23 protein-coding genes and 2 pseudogenes are annotated in these 23,794 nt (G+C 39.2%); 6 read left to right on the top strand and 19 right to left on the bottom strand.

The window, feature by feature from the left end; all coding sequences use genetic code 11:
* Positions 1-457 precede the first annotated feature (457 nt).
* On the bottom strand, positions 458-1,744 hold the full coding sequence (locus EL087_RS03355) for a peptidase U32 family protein (RefSeq protein ID WP_126406835.1): 1,287 nt from the start codon (positions 1,742-1,744) through the stop codon (positions 458-460).
* A 130-nt stretch (positions 1,745-1,874) separates the two neighbouring features.
* Positions 1,875-2,804 carry a peptidase U32 family protein gene (locus EL087_RS03350; RefSeq protein WP_126406833.1) on the bottom strand — a complete coding sequence of 310 codons (930 nt, stop codon included), beginning with the start codon at positions 2,802-2,804 and terminating at the stop codon, positions 1,875-1,877.
* Positions 2,805-2,942: 138 nt separating this feature from the next.
* Here EL087_RS03350 and EL087_RS03345 point away from each other — a divergent pair, with 138 nt between their 5' ends.
* Positions 2,943-3,236, top strand: coding sequence for a DUF3270 domain-containing protein (locus tag EL087_RS03345; protein ID WP_003027603.1), 294 nt, complete (start codon positions 2,943-2,945; stop codon positions 3,234-3,236).
* A 97-nt stretch (positions 3,237-3,333) separates the two neighbouring features.
* On the opposite strand, the gene EL087_RS03340 is transcribed toward EL087_RS03345, so the two are convergent.
* The 12 genes and pseudogenes from EL087_RS03340 to EL087_RS03285 all read right to left on the bottom strand — a co-directional run.
* On the bottom strand, positions 3,334-3,801 hold the full coding sequence (locus EL087_RS03340) for a YtxH domain-containing protein (RefSeq protein WP_126406831.1): 468 nt from the start codon (positions 3,799-3,801) through the stop codon (positions 3,334-3,336).
* Between the two features lie 15 nt (positions 3,802-3,816).
* Positions 3,817-4,200 (bottom strand): DUF948 domain-containing protein, encoded by a 384-nt coding sequence (locus EL087_RS03335; protein ID WP_106083292.1) that lies wholly within the window; start codon positions 4,198-4,200, stop codon positions 3,817-3,819.
* A gap of 18 nt (positions 4,201-4,218) precedes the next feature.
* Complete coding sequence (lgt, locus tag EL087_RS03330; protein WP_164558126.1) at positions 4,219-4,992, bottom strand: prolipoprotein diacylglyceryl transferase; 774 nt, start codon at positions 4,990-4,992, stop codon at positions 4,219-4,221.
* Positions 4,985-5,917, bottom strand: coding sequence for an HPr(Ser) kinase/phosphatase (gene hprK, locus EL087_RS03325; RefSeq protein ID WP_049534181.1), 933 nt, complete (start codon positions 5,915-5,917; stop codon positions 4,985-4,987). The genes lgt and hprK overlap by 8 nt, the downstream gene beginning before the upstream one ends.
* A gap of 106 nt (positions 5,918-6,023) precedes the next feature.
* On the bottom strand, positions 6,024-6,545 hold the full coding sequence (locus tag EL087_RS03320) for an NUDIX hydrolase (protein WP_126406829.1): 522 nt from the start codon (positions 6,543-6,545) through the stop codon (positions 6,024-6,026).
* 50 nt (positions 6,546-6,595) lie between these two features.
* Positions 6,596-6,868, bottom strand: coding sequence for a PspC domain-containing protein (locus EL087_RS03315; protein ID WP_049534177.1), 273 nt, complete (start codon positions 6,866-6,868; stop codon positions 6,596-6,598).
* A gap of 104 nt (positions 6,869-6,972) precedes the next feature.
* The gene (locus EL087_RS03310) at positions 6,973-7,422 is read right to left on the bottom strand and encodes a SprT family protein (protein ID WP_126406827.1); all 450 of its coding nucleotides are present in this window, start codon (positions 7,420-7,422) and stop codon (positions 6,973-6,975) included.
* Positions 7,409-9,538 carry a Tex family protein gene (locus EL087_RS03305; protein WP_126406825.1) on the bottom strand — a complete coding sequence of 710 codons (2,130 nt, stop codon included), beginning with the start codon at positions 9,536-9,538 and terminating at the stop codon, positions 7,409-7,411. Before EL087_RS03305 ends, EL087_RS03310 begins: the two co-directional genes overlap by 14 nt.
* Before the next feature lie 199 nt (positions 9,539-9,737).
* Positions 9,738-9,914: pseudogene (locus EL087_RS03300) on the bottom strand (DpnII family type II restriction endonuclease); the annotation flags it as partial.
* 10 nt (positions 9,915-9,924) lie between these two features.
* Entirely contained in the window at positions 9,925-10,359 is a 435-nt protein-coding gene (locus tag EL087_RS03295) for a DpnD/PcfM family protein (protein ID WP_126406823.1), read from the bottom strand.
* A gap of 2 nt (positions 10,360-10,361) precedes the next feature.
* Complete coding sequence (locus tag EL087_RS03290; protein WP_003027638.1) at positions 10,362-11,132, bottom strand: DpnI domain-containing protein; 771 nt, start codon at positions 11,130-11,132, stop codon at positions 10,362-10,364.
* A 73-nt stretch (positions 11,133-11,205) separates the two neighbouring features.
* Positions 11,206-11,346 (bottom strand): annotated as a pseudogene (locus EL087_RS03285) (DNA adenine methylase); the annotation flags it as partial.
* A gap of 142 nt (positions 11,347-11,488) precedes the next feature.
* On the opposite strand from EL087_RS03285, the gene EL087_RS03280 reads away from it, so the two are divergent.
* The 5 genes from EL087_RS03280 (at position 11,489) to zwf (ending at position 16,357) form a co-directional block, all read left to right on the top strand.
* Positions 11,489-11,629, top strand: a complete 141-nt coding sequence (locus EL087_RS03280; RefSeq protein ID WP_003027644.1) for an SPJ_0845 family protein — start codon at positions 11,489-11,491, stop codon at positions 11,627-11,629.
* On the top strand, positions 11,626-12,531 hold the full coding sequence (locus EL087_RS03275) for a permease (RefSeq protein ID WP_049513474.1): 906 nt from the start codon (positions 11,626-11,628) through the stop codon (positions 12,529-12,531). The genes EL087_RS03280 and EL087_RS03275 overlap by 4 nt, the downstream gene beginning before the upstream one ends.
* Positions 12,528-13,343 carry a TIGR03943 family putative permease subunit gene (locus EL087_RS03270; RefSeq protein WP_126406819.1) on the top strand — a complete coding sequence of 272 codons (816 nt, stop codon included), beginning with the start codon at positions 12,528-12,530 and terminating at the stop codon, positions 13,341-13,343. The genes EL087_RS03275 and EL087_RS03270 overlap by 4 nt, the downstream gene beginning before the upstream one ends.
* 114 nt (positions 13,344-13,457) lie before the next feature.
* Positions 13,458-14,822, top strand: coding sequence for an MFS transporter (locus tag EL087_RS03265; protein WP_126406817.1), 1,365 nt, complete (start codon positions 13,458-13,460; stop codon positions 14,820-14,822).
* 47 nt (positions 14,823-14,869) lie between these two features.
* Positions 14,870-16,357: a glucose-6-phosphate dehydrogenase gene (gene zwf / locus EL087_RS03260; RefSeq protein WP_003040074.1), complete on the top strand. Its 1,488-nt coding sequence runs from the start codon at positions 14,870-14,872 to the stop codon at positions 16,355-16,357.
* Positions 16,358-16,409: 52 nt separating this feature from the next.
* Here the strand turns inward: zwf and ftsY are convergent, their stop codons facing one another.
* The 5 genes from ftsY to rnc are packed head-to-tail and all read right to left on the bottom strand — an operon-like array spanning position 16,410 to position 23,725.
* The gene (gene ftsY / locus EL087_RS03255) at positions 16,410-17,882 is read right to left on the bottom strand and encodes a signal recognition particle-docking protein FtsY (protein ID WP_126406815.1); all 1,473 of its coding nucleotides are present in this window, start codon (positions 17,880-17,882) and stop codon (positions 16,410-16,412) included.
* Between the two features lie 12 nt (positions 17,883-17,894).
* Entirely contained in the window at positions 17,895-18,707 is an 813-nt protein-coding gene (locus EL087_RS03250) for a Cof-type HAD-IIB family hydrolase (protein WP_003040276.1), read from the bottom strand.
* A complete protein-coding gene (locus tag EL087_RS03245) occupies positions 18,707-19,501 on the bottom strand; it encodes a Cof-type HAD-IIB family hydrolase (protein ID WP_003027662.1) in 795 nt (264 codons plus the stop codon). The genes EL087_RS03250 and EL087_RS03245 overlap by 1 nt, the downstream gene beginning before the upstream one ends.
* A gap of 1 nt (position 19,502) precedes the next feature.
* The gene (gene smc, locus EL087_RS03240; RefSeq protein ID WP_126406813.1) at positions 19,503-23,036 is read right to left on the bottom strand and encodes a chromosome segregation protein SMC; all 3,534 of its coding nucleotides are present in this window, start codon (positions 23,034-23,036) and stop codon (positions 19,503-19,505) included.
* Positions 23,027-23,725: a ribonuclease III gene (rnc, locus tag EL087_RS03235; RefSeq protein ID WP_126406811.1), complete on the bottom strand. Its 699-nt coding sequence runs from the start codon at positions 23,723-23,725 to the stop codon at positions 23,027-23,029. Before rnc ends, smc begins: the two co-directional genes overlap by 10 nt.
* Positions 23,726-23,794 lie beyond the last annotated feature (69 nt).

The raw sequence follows: 23,794 nt of genomic DNA, 5'->3' as shown, positions 1-23,794 counted from the left end.
TGATTCCATCGTTATTTTATTAAAGAATGATTTTCTTGTCCACAATATATCAAAAACAAGTTTTTTCATCTAAAACAATAGCGGTTTTTTTACTAAGCATGAAAATCATTAAAAAGCTTCTACCGACTGCATCAAATAACATTCTTATTTATTCTTACTTTGCGTTCTTCATACGCGATGCAATTCTACAAACCACTACATGACATCTTCAGAAATATTTAATCAAATACCTCCAATTAAGAAAAACAATTAGCAAATAGAAACTAATACATCATAAACGATTTAAAATATGAATGTTCCGATACCCATTGGAATCAGCCCTTTCTTATCTTTCTTTAATTATATTGTACACCTTCTTTTTTAAAAAAGCAAGCGTTTACATTCATTTTTTTAAAATATTTTTTACAAATGAAAAGAGGCAGAATTAACCATTCAAACCTCTTCTCAATGTGGATTTTTATGCCCGTACTGTGACATTTGTGCCGTCTTCTTTATAAAGATTTATCAAACCTTCTTTACGACTGCGTACCATATCACCTGGATAAACCGGATGTGGCAAGGAAATCGTCAATAGTTCCATCGGATTTGGAGCCCGATCAATTTTATTTCCATCTGAATCATGTAAATCTGTAATGACTGCGTTAAAATGACGGAAACCAGGGCCATAAAATTCAACTGGGTCGCCCTCATTGATGACATTTCGTTGCCGAATAGTCGCTGTTTGCGTATCAGGGTCATAAGCCACCACTTCTGCCACAAATTTATATTGCGGAATTTTGCGGCGTGCTCCAAAAAGCTGCTCATTTTCAGTCGGTGTATGATAATAAAATCCCGTTGCCAACTCACGCTGCGCAACTTTCCACATTTCATCTACTAAATCTTGCTTGATTGCTTCAAACTTCTCAGGGCTTTCAAGATAAGCATCTACTGCCGCCTTGTAACAATTTGAAACAGTAGATACGTAGTGAATAGACTTCATGCGTCCTTCAATTTTCAAGCTGTCCACCCCATTTTCAATCATATCTGGAATATGGTCAATCATGGACATATCAACAGCCGACATAGAAAATTCTTCTGGAATTTCGCCTTTTAAGCTCTTGCGCTCTTGTCCAAAAGGCATATCGTAGAGATCATATTTCCAGCGGCAAGACTGAGAGCACCCCCCACGATTGGCATCCCGCATACTCATGTGATTAGATAAAGTACAGCGCCCTGAGTAAGAAATGCACATAGCCCCATGAACAAAGGCTTCAATCTCCACATCAGTATGTTTGCGGATTTCTGCCAATTCTTCCATGGAAACCTCACGTGCCAAAACGACACGTGTCAACCCCAAATCCTTCCAAAATTCCAATGTTTCATAGTTTGTTGCGCTAGCTTGTGTTGACAAGTGTACTTCCAAACCTGGCGCTTCTGTACAAGCAATGGCAATCAATGCTGGGTCAGATACGATAACGGCAGAAATGCCAATATCTCGCAGAGTGCGGAACCATTCCCCAGCTCCTTCTTCATTGCCTTCGTGGGTTACCATGTTCGCAGCCACATAGACTTTTGCGCCATGCTCTCGAGCAAATTGAACGCCCTCTTCCATTTCTTCAAACGTAAAATTTCCAGCACGGCTGCGCAAACCATAAGCTTGTCCGCCAATGTAGACAGCATCCGCTCCATAGCGAATGGCGACTTTTAATTTTTCCAAGGTTCCAGCAGGCGCCAGAACTTCTGGTCTTTTCAAAGTTTTTGTCATATTCTCGCTCTTTTCTAAATTCTAATACTTAGCCTTTTTATTTTATAGCAAAAAAGGTTTGAAAGCAAGCTAAAGGAAACAGATTGTGAAAGTTAAACAAGCAGTCGCAACTCGCAACTACCTGCGTCCCTTATTTCACCTGGTCTGGATCATATTCATAAAATCCAGTATCCAAGAAACGATTCTTTGGATGCAATTGATGAACCTGCTCATCCAAAAGGAAAGCCTGATCATGTGTAAATTGATTGGTCTCAATCAGCTCACGCGCTTGCACAAAGAGTTTGACAATTTCAACAAAATTGTGTCCTGGCGTGTAAATGCCTTCTAATTTCCAATGTGTAAAGCCATGTTCTACCAATTCTTCAAGTTTCGCCATCATATCCAAGTCATTATTTGCAAAAATATGCGTCCCATGATTGTCCTCAAAAATAGAATAATGGCTATCTGGGTCACTCGGCTCTGCAAGGAATAAATCACGCTCACGGCTCTTTTCGTCATCAATATGAGTAAAATTATAATAATTTTGCAAAAGTGGACGCTTAGAATGATGAATCACACTCGCACCATAAACCAAGATCTCAACAGGAATTTCTAAAATATCTTGCATTTTAAAAAGTTCAGCAGATGGGATTTCACGCGCTAGAACTGCCTCAGAAACGCCAGCTTTTTGCCCCCAGAAGTTCACCTGACGACTGCTGGCAACCATAGTTGAAGCATCATAAATCGTCTTAAACGGATAACCATCACGTTTTAACACATAAAAAACTCCAGCATCTCCTACAGTAATATAATCCGCCTGAATATCCACTAAAAAATCAAGAAATGGCTTGATTTTATTCATCATTTCCTGATGCATCAAAGCATTGACAGCAATTGTCAACTTTTTGCCTACCTCATGTACAAGGGCTGCAATCTGTCGCAATTCGTCATAAGAAAAAGTACGGGGTAATCGAAGACCATACTCTTTTTCACCTACATAAATGCGATCCACACCTGCTTCTAAAAGCTCTTTTACTTGTTCAACGCTCTCAGCTGTCGCTGTAATGATAATCTTTTTCATAGCAAAATTATAACATATTTTTGATTTCTCTTCTATTTTTTAATTTGAAAAGCATTTTTAGCCTTTTTGTAACTGTTATGTAATATTTATCTAATTAAAATCATGATAAAATAAGAGAGTACTGTAAGGAGAGAGAACATGACCGCAAGAAAATATCAGTCCTATCAAGAGGACTACACCTATCCAGAATTAGAACAAGAACAATATCCCCTTTATCAAGATTACATTCCTGAAGCAAAAACGAATCCAAACCTGAAAGAATTACTATTTTTCGTGAATATTGCTACATTTTGTATCTTGACAGCTTTGTTTAGCTTTTTATTCTTGTCTATTAAAGTAAACACTTTCTTAGCTTTTGCTTTAGCAATTGGTGTTAGTTTAGTCTGCATTAAAATGCAGCAAGCATTTATTCGTCGGAAAAGAAATAAATAGTTTTGAAATTAAAGTGCCTATTTGCAAGGCACTGTTTTTGTTGTGATTCGTTGTGATGTAAAATCGATTTAGTTAAAAAGTTAAAAACATTGAGGTGCTAGTCCTCAATGTTTTTGTCTTCATTTTCCGATTCTTGGTTTTCTGTCAAATCAATGACAATATCCTCCGATGTGGTTTCTTTATCAACTGGTTCTTGCTCAGTTTTTTTGAAATCTTCTGGAGAGATACCTTCTGGTGTCATTTTTTCTTTCCATTCTTGCATTTTCTCTTGTGAAAAGTCAACTACTTGTTTCGTTGCTTCTTTCACAGAGTCAAGAACAGTTTCGCCTGTGATTTCTCCGCTTTCAACCTTTTCTTTGGCTTGGTTGACTGCTTCTACAGCTTGGTTAGAGAATTGATTGGCTTTTTGTACTACTTGATCTTTAAAATCATCTGGATTTTCTTTGACGTCATTCATAAAATCAGAAACCTTAGCAGTCACTTCTTTTCCTTTTTTGCTAGTAAGAAATACAGCTACAGCCGCTCCAGAGATTGTTCCTAAAAGGATTGATGAAAATTTACCCATAATAAGCCTTCTTTCTTATTTTTTAAATAGTTTTGTAATCATGCGCAAAGCTGATAAAGTTGCACCAGCTTTGACACTATTTTTTCCTGCTGCAGCGGCTTTTTTACTCAAATGACGAGCAGAATCATTCAAATCCGAAACGGACTCAGATAAATCTGCAACTGCAGTGAAAAGCGGGTCAATGGTTGTCATTTTTCCGTTAATATCATCTGCTAAAACATTCACTTTCGTTAACAATTCATTGGTTTGATAGAGTGTCACATTGACATCTGTCGTCAACACCTGAATTGTTTTTTCTGTTTCGTCAACGACATTTGAGATTTTCCTAACCAAAAAAATCGTATAAACAATCAAGGCAACCAAAGCGAGGGCAACTAAACTATAAGCAATCTCAAGCATTTTTCTTCTCCTAACTTTTTAATAATAAGGGGTATCTTTTTTTCTGCGTTGGTAAATGACGAGAATGATTCCGGCAACCACTAGAACAGCAGACAACCATTGTGACACACGCAAGCCAGCAAACATGAGACTGTCTGTCCGAATCCCTTCAATGACCATGCGCCCCATTCCGTACCAAATCAGATAAAACCCTGTAATTTCACCACGTTTGAGGAAGTTTTCCTTTCTTCGTACAATCATCACCAGAGCAAATCCAAGCAAATTCCAAACCGACTCATAAAGGAAAGTTGGTTGTCGATAATGACCATCAATGTACATTTGATTGCGAATAAAACTTGGTAAGTAATTTAAACTTTTAACGACCGCTCCGTAAGCTTCTTGGTTGAAGAAATTTCCCCAGCGCCCAAGACTTTGGGCAATCATCACTCCTGGAACCGCAATATCTAAAAAGTCTAGCGTATTGATAAGCTTTCTCTGTGAGAAAAAATACAAGACAATCGCTCCGGTGATTAAACCGCCATAGATAGCAATTCCTCCGTGCCAAATGGCAAAAATCTCACTAGGATTTTTAGCATAATAGCCCCAATCAAAAATAACATAATAAATGCGAGCTCCAACGATTGCCAAAGGAAACGCAATGAGGATAAAATCAAGAATATCATCTGGAATGATTTTCTTCCGCGGCGCTTCACGCATAGCCAGATAAACAGCTAAAACTAAACCTGTTACAATACAAATCGCATACCAGCGAATACTAAGAGGCCCTATCTTAAATGCAATTGGATCAATCATGAGACACCTCATTTTCACTAATGAGATTGGTCAAGCGTTCCTCAAAAGTCTTCGTGGCATCAAAGCCCATTTCTTTTGCACGGTAATTCATTGCTGCTGCTTCAATCACTACCGAAATATTGCGGCCCGTTTTCACAGGAATACGGATTCTTGGAATGGAAACACCTGATACTTCAAACTCTTCACCATTATTTCCTAAACGGTCAAATGTTTTATTGACATCATAATTTTCCAAATAAACGGCAATCTGCACTTGTGATGAATCTTTGACAGCACTAGCTCCATAAAGACTCATGACATCGATAATTCCGACACCGCGAATCTCAAGCAAATGGCGCAAAATTTCAGCTGGCTCGCCCCAAAGAGTCATTTCATCTTTTGCATAGATATCCACGCGGTCATCTGCAACTAAACGATGTCCTCTCTTCACCAGCTCCAATCCAGTCTCGCTTTTTCCGATTCCACTATCTCCTTGAATCAAGACACCCATCCCGTAAATGTCCATTAAAACCCCATGAATACTGGTTCGCTCAGCCAAACGCGAATCCAAATAACTTGAAATCTCACCGGATAAACGACTAGTTGGTGTGTGACTGCTGAGAACAACAATTTCATTTTCCTTTGCAGCCTTTAACATCTCATCGGGAATTTTCAAATCACGCGCCACAATCATAACAGTGTCTCGTTCAAACATTTTCCGTAAAACCTGATAGCGATTATGTGACGTCATCTTCATCAAGTAAGACCATTCTTTCATGCCCATTAGTTGGATACGCTCTGGTGTGTAATAGTCAAAATAACCTGTCATTTCAAGTCCTGGACGGGAAATATCAGAGGTCGTAATTTCTCTTTCCAACATTTTCTCGTCGCCATAAACCACATTTAATCTGACTTTTTTTAATAGATCTTTGATCTTTACAGTCATATTCTTCCCCTTTGATAGTTTCTTTTTCTATTATAGCAAATTTTCAGATTAAAGGAGAGTTTCATCCTTGTTTTTAAAGAAAATGGACAAACATACATGGCATTTACTACTTCTCTGACTGGAGCATTCTTTCTACAATTTGTTTTTGATCTTGAAATAAAGGATAACGGTTCATAAAATATCGTAATTCACTAGGTTTCAGCCAGATGTGACTATCCGTTTCACCCTCTTGATATTTCACGTCTTTCTCTGTGACAATTGCCTCATAAAAATCAAAATGACAGTGTTCTTTAGGTGAAGTCGTCTGCTCAATTAGTTGTATTTCTCTAGGAATCAGCCCAGTTTCTTCCTGCAATTCACGATAAGCTGCGGTCATGCTATCTTCACCAGCCAACACACTTCCTCCTGCACCAAACTCATAATAATTAGGATGAATTTCTTTTTTTGGACTGCGGTGCATCAGGAGAAATTCCCCATCTATATGACGAACAAAGACATTGACACAAAGGTGATACTGACCTTCCGCAATTGGTTGCCCTCTCTTTAGAAAATCTCCTTGTCGCTCTCTTTGCTCATTATAAGCATCCCAATATTCCATTTCTTCTACTCCTAAAATAAAAGAGTCCATTGTCCGAACTCCTTTTTAGCATATATAACCAAGCGCTTGCTCCATCACACTCACCAAAACCAGCCGTCTTCTTCTTTGATTGCTTCTGCTTCTTTGCGCTTACGAGGTCCTGTCCCATACATTTCTTCTTCTACGTCTTCCTTGTAAGGCATCACAGATGATAAGATGATGTAGATGATAATCCCTAAACCCAAATTAGAAATGGTAAATAAAACGAATAAAAAGCGAACAAGACCTACATCTAGACCAAATTTATCAGATAAACCTGCTAACACTCCCGATACAGCTCTATTTCGACGTAATTTATAAAATGTTGTTTTCATAATCAGTAAGCCTCTTTCATTGATACTGAATCTAGTGTAGCACATTTCAGTCATCATGCCATCCGTCCTTAGGCGGATTTCTGATTGTTTCGTCAAAATAATCATTAAGACTGCAACTGTCTGACAAAAATGAGTTTCCCTTGGCAGCGTCCGCAGCAATACCGCTCAGTATTGATTCGTCTTTTTCTATGATATTGTGCACGACAATGCCGGCATTGATAAACAAGCGTTTTTGAAGTTGATTGGCTTGATAAAGTAGGGGCATAGCGCAAACCGTCCACGGCTTTCAATAATTGCTTGAAATCTCGATCCTTATGCCGATAGCCCTTCTTTTCAAAGTAAAGATGATAGTGACACAACTCGTGCCGCACAATTTTTCTGAAGGTTTCTAAACCAAACTGTTCATAGATTCTAGGATTAAAATCAAGATGACCATCCTTTGTAAAAAAGCGTCCACCTGTTAAGCGAAGACGCTTATTCCAAGAAGCCGTATGTCGAAATTCTTTGTCAAAATCTTCCAAAGAGACTTGTCTGACATAGTTAGTTAGATTCACGCGGTGCCACCAAGGAAAGATTGACCTTTTCTCTTTCTATATCCAATTTGTCTACCCACACGGTTACCAAGTCACCAACAGAAACTACTTGACTCGGATGTTTGACATAGCTGTTACTGAGCTTAGAAATATGAATCAAGCCGTCCTCATGAATGCCAATATCCACAAAAGCACCAAAATCAACGACATTGCGAACAACGCCTTCTAACTTTTGCCCAATTTGTAAGTCCTTTATATCAAGGACATCTTGACGCAGAACCGGTGCATCAAATGAATCACGCATATCACGACCTGGCTTGAGCAAGTCTGCAATGATATCCTTAAGAGTAGCTTCTCCCAAGTCCAAATCTGCAGCAACTTTTTTGACATCTAAAGACTGCAATTTTTCCTGAGCGGCCTGATCCAAGTCCGCAATTGCAAGCATTTGGAACAATTTCTCAACAGCTGGATAACTCTCTGGGTGAACACCTGTATTATCCAAAACATTATCACTTTCGGGAATCCGTAGGAACCCTGCCGCCTGTTCAAATGCTTTAGCACCCAGACGAGGAACTTTTTTAATGGCATCGCGCGAGCGAATCATGCCTTCTTCTTCACGATATTTGACAATATTTTCAGAAATAGTTTTGTTTAACCCTGCCACATGCGATAGAAGAGATGGACTTGCGGTATTGATATTAACGCCGACTTGGTTAACAACGGTATCTACGACGAAATCCAAGCTTTCAGATAATTTCTTCTGGCTCACATCATGTTGGTATTGACCGACACCGATTGATTTTGGGTCAATTTTAACTAGCTCTGCAAGAGGGTCTTGCAGTCGACGTGCGATAGAGATAGCCGAACGTTTTTCGACCGTCAAGTCTGGAAATTCGTGTCGCGCCAACTCGCTAGCAGAATAAACAGATGCGCCACTTTCATTGACAATAACATAGCTGACGTTTGGATGAGTCTTTAGCACCTCCGCAACAAACGCTTCGCTTTCGCGACTAGCTGTTCCATTTCCAATAGCAATGATTTCAACACCAAATTGGTCAATCAAGTTTGACAAATCTTGCTTAGAAGCTTCAATTTGTGCTGCTTTTGCCGGTGGTACAGGATAGATGACCTGCGTTGTCAGCATTTTCCCAGTCGCATCAACGACTGCTAATTTTGCTCCTGTCCGAAAAGCTGGGTCAAATCCTAGTACCACGCGTCCTTTGAGCGGTGCAATCAAGAGCAGATTTCGCAGATTATCTGAAAAAAGCTGAATCGCACCGTCTTCTGCAGTCTCGGTCAATTCTGCCCTAATCCGACGTTCCATAGCTGGAATGATTTTCTTTTTCACTGCTTGCTGGATTGCTTCATGAATGTAGTCATTTTTGAGCTTAAAGCGCACTTCAAAAAATCGGATAATTTTATCTACATTGTGCTCAAAGCCAACTTTGAGCACACCTAACTTTTCACCACGATTAAGTGCTAAAGTGCGATACCCCTGCATATCCGCGATTTTTTCGGAAAAGTCATAATAGATTTGAAACACTTGCTTTTCGTCCAAATCTTGATCTTTTAAAGTTGAAACAATGCTTGAATTTGTCAGCATTTCATGATAGGTCCAAGCACGCAGCTGCACATCTTCTGAAATGGCTTCCACTAAAATATCTACAGCTCCAGCTAGAGCTAATTCTGCTGTCGGAAATGTTTCGCTAGTTAAGGCAGTTGCTTCCTCTTGAAGATTGGCAGCATTTTGTAATATGAGTCGTGCCAAAGGAAAAAGTCCTGCTTCACGTGCAATCGTGGCTTTTGTCCGACGCTTTTCTTTATAAGGAAGATAGAGTTCCTCCACATCAGCTAATTTTTCAGCTGCTTCAATAGCTGCACGTAGTTTTTCCGTCAGTTTTCCTTGCTCTTCAATCTTCGCGAGCACCGTTGCCTTGCGCTCTCTGAGGTTCGTCAGACTTTTATCCAAATCAAGAATAGCCTTAATCTCTACCTCATCCAAATTCCCTGTCATTTCTTTCCGATAACGAGCAATAAATGGGATCGTGTTGCCCTCTGCTGTCAGTTCCAATACTTTTCCAATTTGCTTCTGACTAATCTTTAAACTTTGCGATAGTTCGATAATATTTGTTTCCATAAAGAATATTATACCATACCTTATCCAGCAGTCCAAATACAATTGTCTCTCTGGCTACTTTCTTCTTTCGCCATTATTTTATTCATTTGATGAATTGCAAGAATAAGTGCAATTTATCATTCTAAATAGTAAAAGAGTCCTCAAGCAGGACTCTAAAAACACTGATAAAGATGAATTATTCCTCAGATTATGTACTCAATCATTGTAACAACTCAGTTAAATACCCTCGCTTCATCATCTCCAGATTAAATACATTTGGAATATGAGCAAAAGCTTCCGCAAGAGGTAAGTGTGCCGTTTTCCAGCCCTGTCCATCTGTCACCCAGACAAAATTCACGTCATCTGTTGAACTTTCAACAAACTGGCTTAGTTCTGTGAGGCTCCATCTAATTTGTACGATTACTCAATAATTCTTGTATAAGTAATAAACGGTGTTCAATAGAGTCCAACCATTCTGGATGATAATCATATTCAAATAAATCTTGATCAAAAAATTCTAGGTTTTCACTCATCCATCGGATACAATCGGGGTCCGACAAAGTATAAATCATAGCGGAGAGAGATTCGGCGTCTTCTTCATTGTCCCAATTAGGCCAAAATAATTTTACAAATTCATATACTTCGGATGGCGCTACTTTGTCCTTTGAACTATTTACGTTTATCATATCTAAAGGTACATACTCTGTTGATAGATAATCATTGGTATCTAGGATAATTTCTTCATTTCGATACAATTGATCAACTTGATTTATCCCCTCTTCAACGGTTGAAGCGTCAATTGTTACAATTTTTGACAAAGTTTCTATTATCTCAATATTCATCCTTACCTATCCAACTTTCTATACTGACCTCGTCCAATAAATTCAATGATATTTTTATCTCTCAGCACTTGTAACTGCTGCCTAATTTTGTCTTTAACAAAGTGATTATTTGGATATTGTTCCTGCAACTCTTTTTCAAATGCATATACATCACTCAAAGTAAAGTTTTTCTTCGGGATTCTATCAATACAATTCAGAATATCTAATGTCCACCCTCTTGCATCTTTCGTCTTATTTCGTAAAAAAAGTGTTTTTTGAAAATTTTCTTGTACTTGTCTCTGTTTTGCAATCTGTCCATCTCTGACTAAAAATATTTTTCCAATCTCTGGAACGTGCGAAATATCAATATTGCAGCCTATCCAACCTGCTCTTTGAGCGCTGGACGACAAGGGTTTTCTTTTAATAATAATTTTAGGTGTAAAAAAATGTTTCGGAATTAAAATAAAATTTATTACCGTCATTTCTTTAGAATAGTTCAAAAAGAAAAAGTTAGGGTTATTCTCACTTTCCAGACGACGAATCATCGTATCATAAGCACCGTCGTTAATAATTGTGGAAAAATTAGTTTGCTTACTTTTCAGCTCAAATTCTTCTCTACAATTAGCACAAAAGAAATCTGCAACAGGACGATTATTTTCAAAATGTGATAAGTAAATCTGCCCACAATTGGGACAATAAGCATTTTCCGCAACCCATGATTCTGTTATCACCCTTGCAATTTGAGATTTACTCTTATAACTCTCTGCAAGATGAGTGGGTAACTCTAGTTTCATATATAGTTCCTCTGTATTTTCATTTATGCATCAGATCTTCGTAATTCGCTAAAATTCTTTTTGACGAAGGAGTTACAAAAGGCTCAAAATAACGCTTATACTTTTCAGGCATATAGCTTCTCAATTCACTCAAAAGTTGCCGCTTTCCGCCCGTCCATTTGGTAAATGGTTGAAGATTATAGTATTTTAATTTTATATTATTATCTGGAGACATGATCCTTCCTTTGCACATACAGTCTATTTATTATACCACATTCATCTCCTTCTTTCACAAGCTAATTACTATTCTGCTGACTTTATTTCACCATAATTTTCAAAATGATAGTATAATAGTTAAAAAGGAAAAGGAGGCTGTTATGGCTATTAAATTTACGCGTTCAGATGATTTGGACAAAATGTTTGAAGAATTTGCAACGTTACCTAAAATCGAAAAGGTAGAATTTCCTGATGAAAAAGAAAAAAAGACCAAGAAAGAGCAAAAGGCTAAAAAGTCATGAGCTTTTTTAATCAACTGCCACCTAGTGTGCTACAAGCTGGTGCGATTTTCCTCTCCATTATTATCGAAGCACTACCTTTTGTGCTGATTGGGAGCATTATTTCAGGTTTTATAGAGGTTTATATCACACCAGACAAAGTTTATCGCTATCTGCCTAAGAATAAATGGGGTAGGATTTTTTTTGGTACTTTTATTGGCTTTATTTTCCCTTCTTGCGAATGTGGAATTGTGCCTATTATCAATCGTTTTTTAGAAAAGAAAGTACCAAGTTACACAGCTGTTCCTTTTATGGTGACAGCACCTGTTATCAATCCTATTGTTCTTTTTGCGACCTATTCTGCCTTTGGGAATTCCTTTAAAATGGCTTTACTCAGAGCCCTTGGCTCTATTGTTGTGGCAATCATCTTAGGAATTTTCTTTGGCTTTCTCAACACGGCAACTATTCAAAAAGAGAATCGAGTTATTCAGCATGAACACGACTTCTCTCATTTAAGTCAGCCAAAGAAAGTATTTCAAGTGTTTGTACAGTCTATTGACGAATTTTTTGATACAGGTCGTTACTTAGTCTTTGGTTGTCTCTTTGCCAGTCTAGTGCAAGTCTACGTGCCTACACGCATTCTGACTTCCATTAGTGCAACACCACTTATGGCTATTTTACTATTGATGGTGCTTGCATTTCTTCTCTCGCTTTGTAGTGAAGCAGACGCCTTTATCGGCAGTTCGCTCATTTCTAGCTTTGGTTTAGCGCCAGTCCTGGCTTTTCTCGTTATTGGACCAATGTTAGATGTGAAAAATATCCTCATGATGAAAAATTACCTCAAAGGACGATTCATCTGGCAATTCATTGGAATTGTTAGTTTAGTTGTTGTCATTTACTCTTGGCTTGTGGGGGTGGTGCTATGATTCGTTTTCTAATTTTAGCTGGTTACTTTGAAATCACCATGTATTTGCAACTTTCCGGCAAGCTCAATCAATACATCAACATGCATTTTTCTTATTTGGCATATATTTCAATGGTTCTTTCTTTCGTGCTAGCCATTGTCCAGCTCATTGTCTGGATGAAAAAAATGAAAGTGCACAGCCATTTGACGAGTCGTTCTGCAAAATTTGCTAGTATTGCTTTTCTTGTTGTACCACTTGTCGTTGCTCTCTTCTTTCCAACGGTCAATTTGGACTCTACAACCGTTTCTGCTAAGGGCTACCATTTCCCGCTGGCTGACGGTAGTTCTAAGAACATTCAGGCTGATGAGGGCACTACCAATCAGTACCTAAAACCTGATACCAGTACCTATTTTACTAAAAGTGCTTACGAGAAAGAAATGCGGGCAGCTGCAAAAAAATATCTGAAAAAAGACATCATTTCCGTTACAACTGAAAATTATATGGAAATCATGGAAGTCCTCTATGATTATCCAGATGAATTTGCGGGAAAGCGGCTAGAATTTACTGGGTTTGTCTATAATGACCCGAGCGATAAAAACAGCCAGTTTCTTTTCCGCTTTGGTATTATTCATTGTATTGCCGATTCGGGAGTCTATGGACTTCTGACAACTGGTAATACGGAGCATTTTGAAAATAATACCTGGATAAGAGCAAGCGGGAAAATTACGATTCGCTATCATAAACAACTAGGACAAAGTTTGCCAACGCTTGAAGTGGATAGTTTCAAGAAAGTTGAAAAGCCTAGCAATCCTTATGTCTATCGTGTCTTTTAACCTACATTGAATAAATAAAAGAAGACCTGAGAAGTATTTCTCTAGGTCTCCTATTATGCTCTTTTGTGAGCAATTATGATAAAATAAGAGAAATTTGTATTTTTAGGAGGTACTATGTCACATCAAAATCAACCTGTTTCAAGGAAAACCTTGCTATCTATTTTCGCCACTGCTCTAATTACTTTTGCTGGAATTCTTTCTGAAACCAGTATGAATGTCACTTTTCCACATCTTATGAAAGTTTTTCATACAGACCTTGGCACATTGCAATGGATTACGACAGGTTATCTGCTGGCTGTCGCCATCACAATTACACTCGGAGCTACGCTAGCACACAACTGGTCTGAACGGAGAATTCTCTTCACCAGCCTAGCTATTTTTACGTTAGGAAATGGTGTTGCAATGCTTGCGCCTAATTTTGCCTTACTCATGTTAGGACGCATTTTGCAAGGTTCAGCAACTGGAATTGCTACCCCCCTTATGTTTAATCTTATCGTAGAACGTATTCCGCGTAGCCAAATTGGTTTTTACATGGGATTGTCTGGACTTGTTATAAGCCTAGCTCCTGCGATTGGTCCCACCTATGGCGGCTTGATGATTGGTTCATTCGATTGGCACATGATTTACACATTCATCATGCCGGTTCCGATTATCTCCTTCATTTTAGGATTTTTCTTTTTAGAAAATACCCCCAATAGAAAGGAACGTCCCTTTGAATGGGTTTCTTTCTTGCTCCTTGCACTCGCACTTACTTTTTCTATTATGGCGATTTCTAGTTTAGAAGCAGGCAGCTTTAATTGGAGCTTTGTTATCATCTTTTTATTATCACTTATCCTTTTCATTTGGAGAAGTCTAACCGTTGAACATCCTTTTTTAGATATTCGTATTTTGAAAAATCCAGTTATTTTACTAGGAATTATTCCTTTCTTTCTCTACCAATTTTCAAATTTATCAGCCAATTTTCTGATTCCTAATTTCTTAGTTTTAGTAAAACACGAGGCTACTTCTGCCGCTGGTTTTGCACTGCTACCTGGAACAATGTTAGGAGCTTTTTCGGCACCTTTCTTGGGAAAATTATATGATACCAAGGGACCTAAACTTTCTCTATATGGTGGGAATCTTCTCTTTTTCTTATCCGTTTCCATTTTTGCATTCTTTACGAAATTCCTAACATTACCACTGATTATTCTCTTTTATATTTTCTTTACAATTGGGCGCAATATGGCGTTCAACAACACGATGGCTTTGTCTGTTTCACAAATTAGTCGTGAAAAGTCACCAGACGCCACTGCTCTCTTTCAAATGGCTCAAACATTTGCTGGAGCTTTAGGAACGGCGATTGCTGCTATCATGGTCAATCAAGCTCCTGATACTACGACAGGTGTGCATCTTGTCTTTCTTCTTCTATTTGTCCTTGTTATCCTTATTTTTTATCTTTTTTACTCTTTATTTCGAGCTATCAAAAATCAGAAATTTTAATCAATTTATGGTAAAATAAATAAAATATTAGAAAATGGGTGTTCAAAATGTCTTCAAAAGTGATTATTACAATTTTTGGTGCCAGTGGAGATTTGGCAAAAAGAAAACTCTATCCCTCTCTTTTTAGATTGTATAAATCTGGCAATCTGTCTAAGCATTTTGCCGTTATCGGCACAGCTCGCAGACCTTGGAGCAAGGAATATTTTGAATCTGTCGTGGTCGAGTCTATCACAGACCTCGCAGATAGCCCTGAGCAAGCGCAAGAATTTGCTAGCCATTTCTATTATCAAAGTCACGACGTCCAAGATACTGAGCATTATATTGAATTAAGGAAACTACAAAACAGCCTTGACGAGCAATATCAAGCAGAACATAACAAACTTTTCTTCCTGTCCATGGCTCCTCAGTTTTTCGGAACCATTGCTAAACACCTCAAATCCGAGCAAATTGTAGACGGGAAAGGATTTGAACGCTTAATTGTAGAAAAACCGTTTGGCACAGACCTTGCCTCTGCTAGCAAACTGAACGACGATTTGTTGGCAACATTTGACGAAGAGCAGATTTTCCGGATTGACCACTATCTTGGCAAAGAAATGATTCAAAGTATTTTTGCCATTCGCTTTGCCAATCTTCTTTTTGAAAATGTCTGGAATCACGATTATATTGACAATGTGCAAATTACTTTTGCTGAAAAGTTAGGTGTGGAGGAACGTGGTGGTTATTACGACCATTCAGGTGCACTGCGCGATATGGTGCAAAATCACACACTTCAACTCCTGTCTTTGCTTGCTATGGATAAACCCAAAACTTTCACCAAAGATGATATTCGGGCTGAAAAAATTAAGGTTTTTAAGCACTTGCATAAACCTACTGATAATGATCTGAAAAAACTCTTCATTCGTGGTCAATATACTTCTGGTAAAGTAGACGGGAAAAAGTATATTTCCTATCGCAGCGAACCAAATGTTGACCCAGAATCTACTACAGAAACTTTTGCTTCTGGTGCATTTTTTGTAGATAGTGAGCGTTTCCGTGGTGTTCCATTTTTCTTTCGTACTGGAAAGCGTCTTACTGCTAAAGGAACTCATGTCAACATTGTTTTTAAGCAAGTGGAATCCATTTTTGGCTCCTCGCTCCAACCAAATGTGTTGACCATCTACATTCAGCCAACTGAAGGTTTTTCTCTTAGCATGAACGGCAAAGAAGTGGGCGAGCAATTTAACTTAGCTCCATTGACACTTGATTATCGTACAGATGCAACAGCTTCTGGTGCGTCACCAGAACCCTATGAGAAGCTCATCTACGATGTGCTAAACAATGACTCAACCAATTTTAGCCACTGGGACGAAGTTCGCTCTAGTTGGGAATTGATTGACCGTATTGAAACCTTGTGGGCAAATAACGAAGTTCCCCTTCATCATTACAAATCAGGCACTATGGGACCCGAAGCCAGCTTTGAATTACTCAATCAATTTGAAGCTGATTGGAATTGGCGTCCAGACGAAGCCTATCGCAAAGAAGGACGATTGGGGTAAAGTAAATATATACAAAAGACTTGCAAAATGAATGAATTGCAAGTCTTTTTTCTTATACCAAGCCCTCTAAGAGCCCTTTCATAAAGTTTTCAGAGTTAAATACTCCAATATCGTCAATTTTTTCTCCGAATCCAATCAGTTTAACTGGAATATCCAGCTCTTGACGGATTGCAAGAACGACACCACCACGCGCTGTTCCATCAATTTTTGTCAAGACAATTCCTGTTACTGGCGTAATTTTTGAAAATTCCTTAGCTTGAACAAGGGCATTTTGACCGGTTGAGGCATCTAGTGCCAAGAACGTTTCATGCGGCGCAGCTGGATCTACCCGTTTGATAATCCGTCCAATTTTTTCTAATTCTGCCATTAGATTATCTTTGTTTTGCAAGCGTCCGGCTGTATCAATCATGAGAATATCCACATTTTCAGCCTTTGCACGCTCCATACCGTCATAAACAACGCTAGCTGGGTCACTCTTTTCTGGACCTGTCACAACAGGAACATCTACTCGACGTCCCCATTCCACCAACTGAGCAACAGCTCCTGCCCTAAAAGTATCTGCTGCAACTAACATGACTGTCTTACCAGCCTGCTTATATTTATAAGCTAATTTTCCTATCGAAGTGGTTTTCCCAACTCCGTTTACACCAACAAAAAGCATGACTGTCAAACCGTCTTGTAAATTGATTTTTTCGTTAAATTGGCCATCTTTCTCATAGATGTCTACTAACTTTTCAATGATGACCCGACGAAGGACATCTGGCTTTTTGGCATTTTCAAGGCGAGCTTCTTGGTGTAAGGCTTCTGTCAGATTAGAAGCGACTTGCACTCCCACGTCACTCGTAATCAAGAGTTCTTCTAACTCTTCAAAAAACTCTTCATCTACCGAGCGAAAATTTGCAAAGAAGGCATTAAGCCGCGCTCCAAATCCTGTCCGTGTCTTTTTAAGACTACGGTCATACTTTTCCTGAACCGTTTCTTTTTGAATAGATGAACTTGCTTCAACTGGTTCGCTAATAGTCTTCTCTACCGTAGTTGACCCTGCGTTCGCTTTGTTCAGCTGCCTCATATTTTCTTGTTCTGCCTGCTGTCTTCTAGCTTCTGCTAAACGTGCCTGTAAATCTGTGGCAGCTGGATGAGTCGTATGTTGCGAAAAGGCTGCTGTCTCGTCAGGTTGTGGAGTTCCCATTTCATTCTGTAATGTATGATTTTCTGGAGCTTGGAAATCATTTTCAGCAAACTCTAGACTTGATCCTGTAGTAGCCGTTTCCGGCTCCATTTCTTCTACTTTTTCTTGAATGGTTTCAAGACGTACTTCATCCTCAGCAAGACGTTCTTTCAGCTCTGTTTGGAATGTTTGTTCATCTAGATTCTCAGATTGCGTATTCTCTACAGGAGCTGTTTCTACTTTTTCTAGATTCTTTCCTTGATCATCCTCTGATACTGTTTCTACAGCTTCTTCAGGAATACTTTCAACTGGTTTTTCTTCTTTTTGGCGACCAAAAAGGCGATCAAATAAGCCCATTCAATTCCTCCTTTATTTCAGTGCATATTTTTCTATAGCCCAAGCAACAGCATCTTCATCATTGGTCATCGGCGTCACCACATTGGCAACTTCTTTGACTGCTGCTACTGCATTTTGCATAGCTACACCAAGTCCTGCCCATTTTATCATAGACAGGTCATTTGCTTCATCTCCGCAAGTCATGACTTGACTTTGTTCAATTCCTAAATGAGCAATCAATTTTTCTAAGCCATTTGCTTTATGGACATTCTTCGGAGACCATTCTAACAGCATATCGCGCGACTTAAAAATTTCATATTTGTCAAATAAATCGGACGAAAGTTGAGCAATACCACGATCAAGCGGATCTGGTGCATAAGCTGTTACACATTTATTATAAGTCTGTTGGCTAGATAAGTCTGCAAATGAAACCGACTCAAATGTTAAAGCAGGATTGCAAGTTTGATAAAGCGATTCATGGTCTGACTGGATTTGGTAGACAGTTCCTTCGCAAATCGCATCTAGTGGCAAGCCTAACTTTTCTGTTTCCTCAAAAATACGAGCCACATCGTCATAAGCAAAGACTGTTTTATCAAGAATTTTACCTGTATTGCGTTGCACTAAACCACCATTAAAAGTAATGGTGTATTCGTCCTCTTGATTGGCTACACCTAGTTCGTTTAAGAAAAGCTCCATTGCCTTTAGAGGGCGACCAGTCGTCAAAACAATCTTGATTCCCTGCTCTTGAGCCGCTTTAAGCGCTGCTAAATTTCGAGCAGAAATTTTTTTCTCAGAAGTTAGTAAAGTCCCATCTAAATCTAAGGCAATCAATTTTATATCTGCCATTATAAGCCCTCCATATACGTCATAACTGAATGCGCCGCATGATGCCCAATGACCTCTTTGGCTACTTCTAAAATCTCTGGACGAGCATTTTCAGGGGCAATGGGATAACCTGCTACTTGCATCATGTGTAGATCATTCAAATTGTCACCAAATGTCATAACTTGATCCATCTCAAGATTTAATTTTTTCGCCAATTCGACAATAGCAACACCCTTGTCCACATAGTCTAGGACAATATCAATTGACTTATAGCCTGTTGTCATAGCTTTAACACCAGGGACGTGCTCATTGACCCAAGACTCACCTGCAGCTACTGTTTCTTCAGAAAAATTGGTTGTAAATTTGAAAATTTCATCTGTAATATCCTCCAAGCGAGCTACTTTTTGGATATTTTCATTATAATGCGCACTAAAAGCTAAATAAGCTGGATCAACTGTTTCCAAAACATAACAGCCTTTTTTACCTGTTAGAAGCAATTCACTGGTATTGATGAAAGGAGATGTCTTCAATTTCTCAAAAGCTGACAGATAAAAATCTTTGGACATGGTTGCTTCATAGAGATCTTCTCCATGAAATTCTACCAGACTGCCATTTTCAGCAATAAAAATTATCTCATCTCGCACATCCTCAAATAGCTTTTCTAATGACAGCAAACCACGCCCACTGGCTACTGCAAAATAGATGCCTTTTTCTTTAAAACGGAGCAACAACTGCTTCAATCGAACCATATCAAACTGCCCTTTGTCATCTAAAAAGGTGCCGTCCATATCTGTCGCAACTAATTTTATATTCATTTTACATACTTTCTAAATCTTTTAATTTTACGGAGACAATCTTTGATACACCGGACTCTTGCATGGTTACCCCATAGATAGAGTCTGCTGCGGACATCGTTCCTTTACGGTGTGTTACCACGATAAACTGGCTGTCCTTGTCAAAGCGATTAAGATAGTCGCCAAAACGTTTGACATTAGCTTCGTCAAGTGCAGCTTCCACCTCGTCCAAAATGACAAATGGTATCGTCTTGACACGAATAATGGAGAAGAGTAATGCTAAGGCTGATAGCGCCTTTTCTCCTCCGCTCATCAAATTGAGTGATTGGATTTTTTTGCCGGGCGGTTGAACCGAAATTTCTACCCCCGCAGTCAACAGGTCGCCTTCGGTCAAAATCAAGTCTGCTGAACCGCCGCCAAACATCTGTCTGAAAGTCACTTTGAAGCTCTCACGAATAGCTTCAAAGGTTGATTTGAAGCGTTCTTTTACTTCGTCATTCATTTGTTCAATGGTTTCTAAAAGCAAATTTTTCGCAGAGAGTACGTCATCTCTTTGAGTATTGAGGAAATGCAGTCGTTGACTGACTTCTTCAAATTGCTCTACCGCATCAAGATTGACTGGCCCTAAAGCCCGAATAGCCTTTTCTAAGTCCTTAACCTTAGTTTCAGAAACCGTAAGATTTTCTAGTGGACGAGCCTGTTTACTAGCTTCATCAAAAGATATTTGATAGTCATCTGTCAAATTCATCAAAAGACGTCGAAGGACATCTGCAATCTTATCTTTTTCAGCTTCTGCCTTGGCTTGACTGCGAATCAGATCCTCATTTTGCTGGCGGGCTTGTTCCAGATGACTGGTAAGATCTTCTGCTTGCCCTTCCAAATCGTCCAGTTCAAACTGACACCGAATATTGGCTTGGTTCAAAGCTGTCTTTTCCTGCTCTGCCTGTGTTAATTGCTCTTCTAAAACAGCAATATCCACTTTTGAAGCGGTTTCTTCCTTTTGCTCCATTAGAAATTGTAAAGTTGAAATCTCTTTGTCCAATTCAGATTTTTCATTGGACAAACGTGTGAGATCCGTCTGAACGTAACGCTGATGCCCCGTCAGCTCGGTACGAGCCAAACGAAGCTCAGATAAGCGGGCTGTTAGCTTGTCTAAACGTGCTTGAACAGCATCTTTATCCGACTTAATCTGCTCAATCTCGGCTTCTGTTTCGGATTTCTCTTGCTCAATTTCTGCAAGGCGATTAACCAATCGTTCCTTTTGCTCCGCCATATCAGGAAGAACTTCACGAGATAGCTCTCTTTCTTGCAGCGCTAAGAGCTCGGATAAGTCTTCAACCTGTTTATGTGTTTGCTCATAAGCCATTTGAGCCTTTTGCTCTGCTAATCGTGCTTCCTCACCACTTACTTTTATTTCTTCTAACAGACTGTTGGCTTGGCTTAGCTGCGTGTGCAAATCTTCCACTTGCCTTTCTTGTTCGGCTAATGTAACATTCTTCTCAGAAAGTTCCTTTTGTAAAGCGTCCAGCTCCGGCTTGATGAAAATCGTATTGTTATTTCGATTAGCGCCACCTGCATAAGAACCGCCTGTCCGCAATTCTGTTCCATCCAGCGTGACAATTCGTACTTGATATCGAACTTTGCGAGCAGCTACTCGCGCATTTTCTACCGTATCAAAAATGGCTGTTGTACCTAGCAAATTTTGGAAAATATGCTCTAAACTCTTATCATAGTGCACCAAAGACGAAGCCAAACCAAGAAAACCTGTGCTTTTTTCAATGCTTGCTTGATGATGATCTGGTAAATGCCGCGCTTTAATCGTTGTCAGTGGCAGAAAAGTTGCCCGTCCTGTTCGATTGCGTTTCAGAAATTCAATTGCTCGTGTCGCAGCTTGTTCGTCCTCTACGATAATATGCTGGCTACTTGCTCCAAGTGCAATTTCAAGTGCTGTCTGGTAATGCGAATCAAAGCTCAATTTTTCACTAACAGCACCGATAATACCGCCCAGGCGCTCTGCTTCTTGAAGAACGCTTTTCACCCCAGCATAGAAATGACTGTGATTTTTCAGAATAGCTTCTAAACTACCAACACGCGCCTTTTTATTTTTTACATCATCCATTAAATCAAACATTGCCGTTTGGTTTTGCTGATAATTCGTTTTTACAGCTTGAACTTGCTTTAGCTGTGCTTGATAATCTGTCAGTAACTGCTGAACCGACTGCCGAGCTGTTTCTAAATCTTCCAGTTGACTTTGCTCGTTGATTTGAAGATTCTTTAAATTTTCTTTTAACTTAGCAAATTCTGCTTGTTTGCTTTCAGATAATTGTAACTCGTTGGCTAAGCGACTTTCCAAAGCAGTTAAGTCATTGGACAAGTCCGCTTCTTCTTGCATCAATTGGACAAATTCAGCACGTAACTTTTCAATCATCTGGTCAGGATCATCCGAAAATGCCTCAATTTCAGCTTCTAATTTATGAATCGCTTGTTGATTTTGTTCCAATTTTACAGCAAAATCAGTCAACTGCTCATCTTTTCCCTGCCATTCTGTTTGAACCGCCTCTAATTTTTCTGTCAATCCTTGCAGGCGTTCCTCATTTTCCTTCCGACTGTTGGCAGCTTGACTAGATTCTAATTTGGAAACTTCGATTTGGCGTTCTAAGTCACTGATGAGGCGTGTTAATTCAAGCAAACTCGCTTGGTCATCTGCCATTTGTTTCTGCAGATCATGGCGTTTTTCTTTCAGAAGAGCATTTTCTTGCTCTAGCTGGTCACGTTTGCTGTAATAAGCAGACAAAGATTGCTGAATCCCCACAAGCCGTTCTTCAGTATCATTCAGCTGTGTTTTATTTCCCTTTATTTGAGCAATCAATACATCTAAATAAAGAGCACGGCGTTCCTCATCCAATTTCAAAAACTGCTTAGCAGTCGTAGCTTGCTTTTCAAGAGGCTTCACTTGACTATCGAGCTCATAAATAATATCTTCCAGCCGATCTAGATTATCTTGTGTTTGACTGAGCTTGCTTTCAGTCTCCTTGCGCCGCGTCTTGTATTTCAGTACGCCAGCCGCTTCTTCAAAAATGGCACGGCGCTCCTCTGGCTTGCTATTGAAAATTTCTTCCACCTTTCCTTGAGAAATAATGGAAAAACTATCTCGCCCAAGCCCTGTATCCATAAACAAATCATGAATATCTCGCAAACGTACCTTCTTGCCATCTATTTTATACTCGCTATCCCCGCTGCGATAAATATGACGCTCCACACGAATCTCATCTGCAGCTTGCTGGATAAAACGGTCTTTATTATCCAAAACGACAATAACAGAAGCATAATTCAGTGGTTTGCGAGTCTCAGTTCCCGCAAAAATGACATCTGGCATTTTCCCGCCACGAAGACTTTTAACACTGGACTCTCCCAGTGCCCAACGCAGGCTTTCAGTAATGTTACTCTTTCCTGAGCCATTTGGTCCAACGACTGCTGTCACTCCCTGATCAAATATTACCTTGGTCTTATCTGCAAAAGATTTGAAACCTTGAATTTCAATTTCTTTTAAATACATGAATGACTTTCCTTTTCAAATGCATTTTTAGCAGCTTCCTGCTCTGCTAATTTTTTCGAACGTCCTTGCCCTTGTCCAACCGTTCTGCCATCAACAGATACCGCTACAGCAAATTCTTTGGCGTGAGCTGGACCAGACTCAGAGATGACTTGATAAACAATCTCGACATCACCATTGACTTGGAGCAGTTCTTGTAGCTTGGTCTTGTAATCAATCACCTGCTCAAAGTCTCCAACTTCTACCTTTGGAATCATGACTTGATACAGGAAGTTTTTGACTGCTTCCACTCCTTTATCTAGCAATAAAGCTCCTAAAAAGGCTTCAAATAAATCTCCAAGAATGGTATCCCGATTACGCCCACCTGACTTTTCTTCGCCACGACCCAATTTGATAAATTGATCAAACTGACAATCTCGACTAAAACCAGCCAAACTCTCTTCACGTACAATGGTTGAGCGAAGTTTTGACAAGTCCCCTTCTGGTTTTTTCGGATATTTTTTATACAGATATTCCGAAATCAATAATTGCAGAACAGCGTCTCCTAAAAATTCCAAGCGCTCATTGTGTGAAATGTTTAAGAGGCGGTGCTCATTGGCATAGCTAGTGTGTGTAAAAGCTGTCTCCAGCAACTTTTCATCTTGGAAGACAATTCCAAATTGCTGACTCAAAACTTTATGTAAATCTCTCATTTTTTCTCCTTTCAAGAAGAACTTTTTCTTTTAATACTCAAAAAACTTAACAATCACCTCCAGCTGTCT

Origin of the sequence: Streptococcus milleri, from assembly GCF_900636525.1 — a bacterium.
Taxonomy (GTDB): domain Bacteria; phylum Bacillota; class Bacilli; order Lactobacillales; family Streptococcaceae; genus Streptococcus; species Streptococcus hominis.
This window is presented reverse-complemented; position numbering and strand designations above follow the sequence as displayed.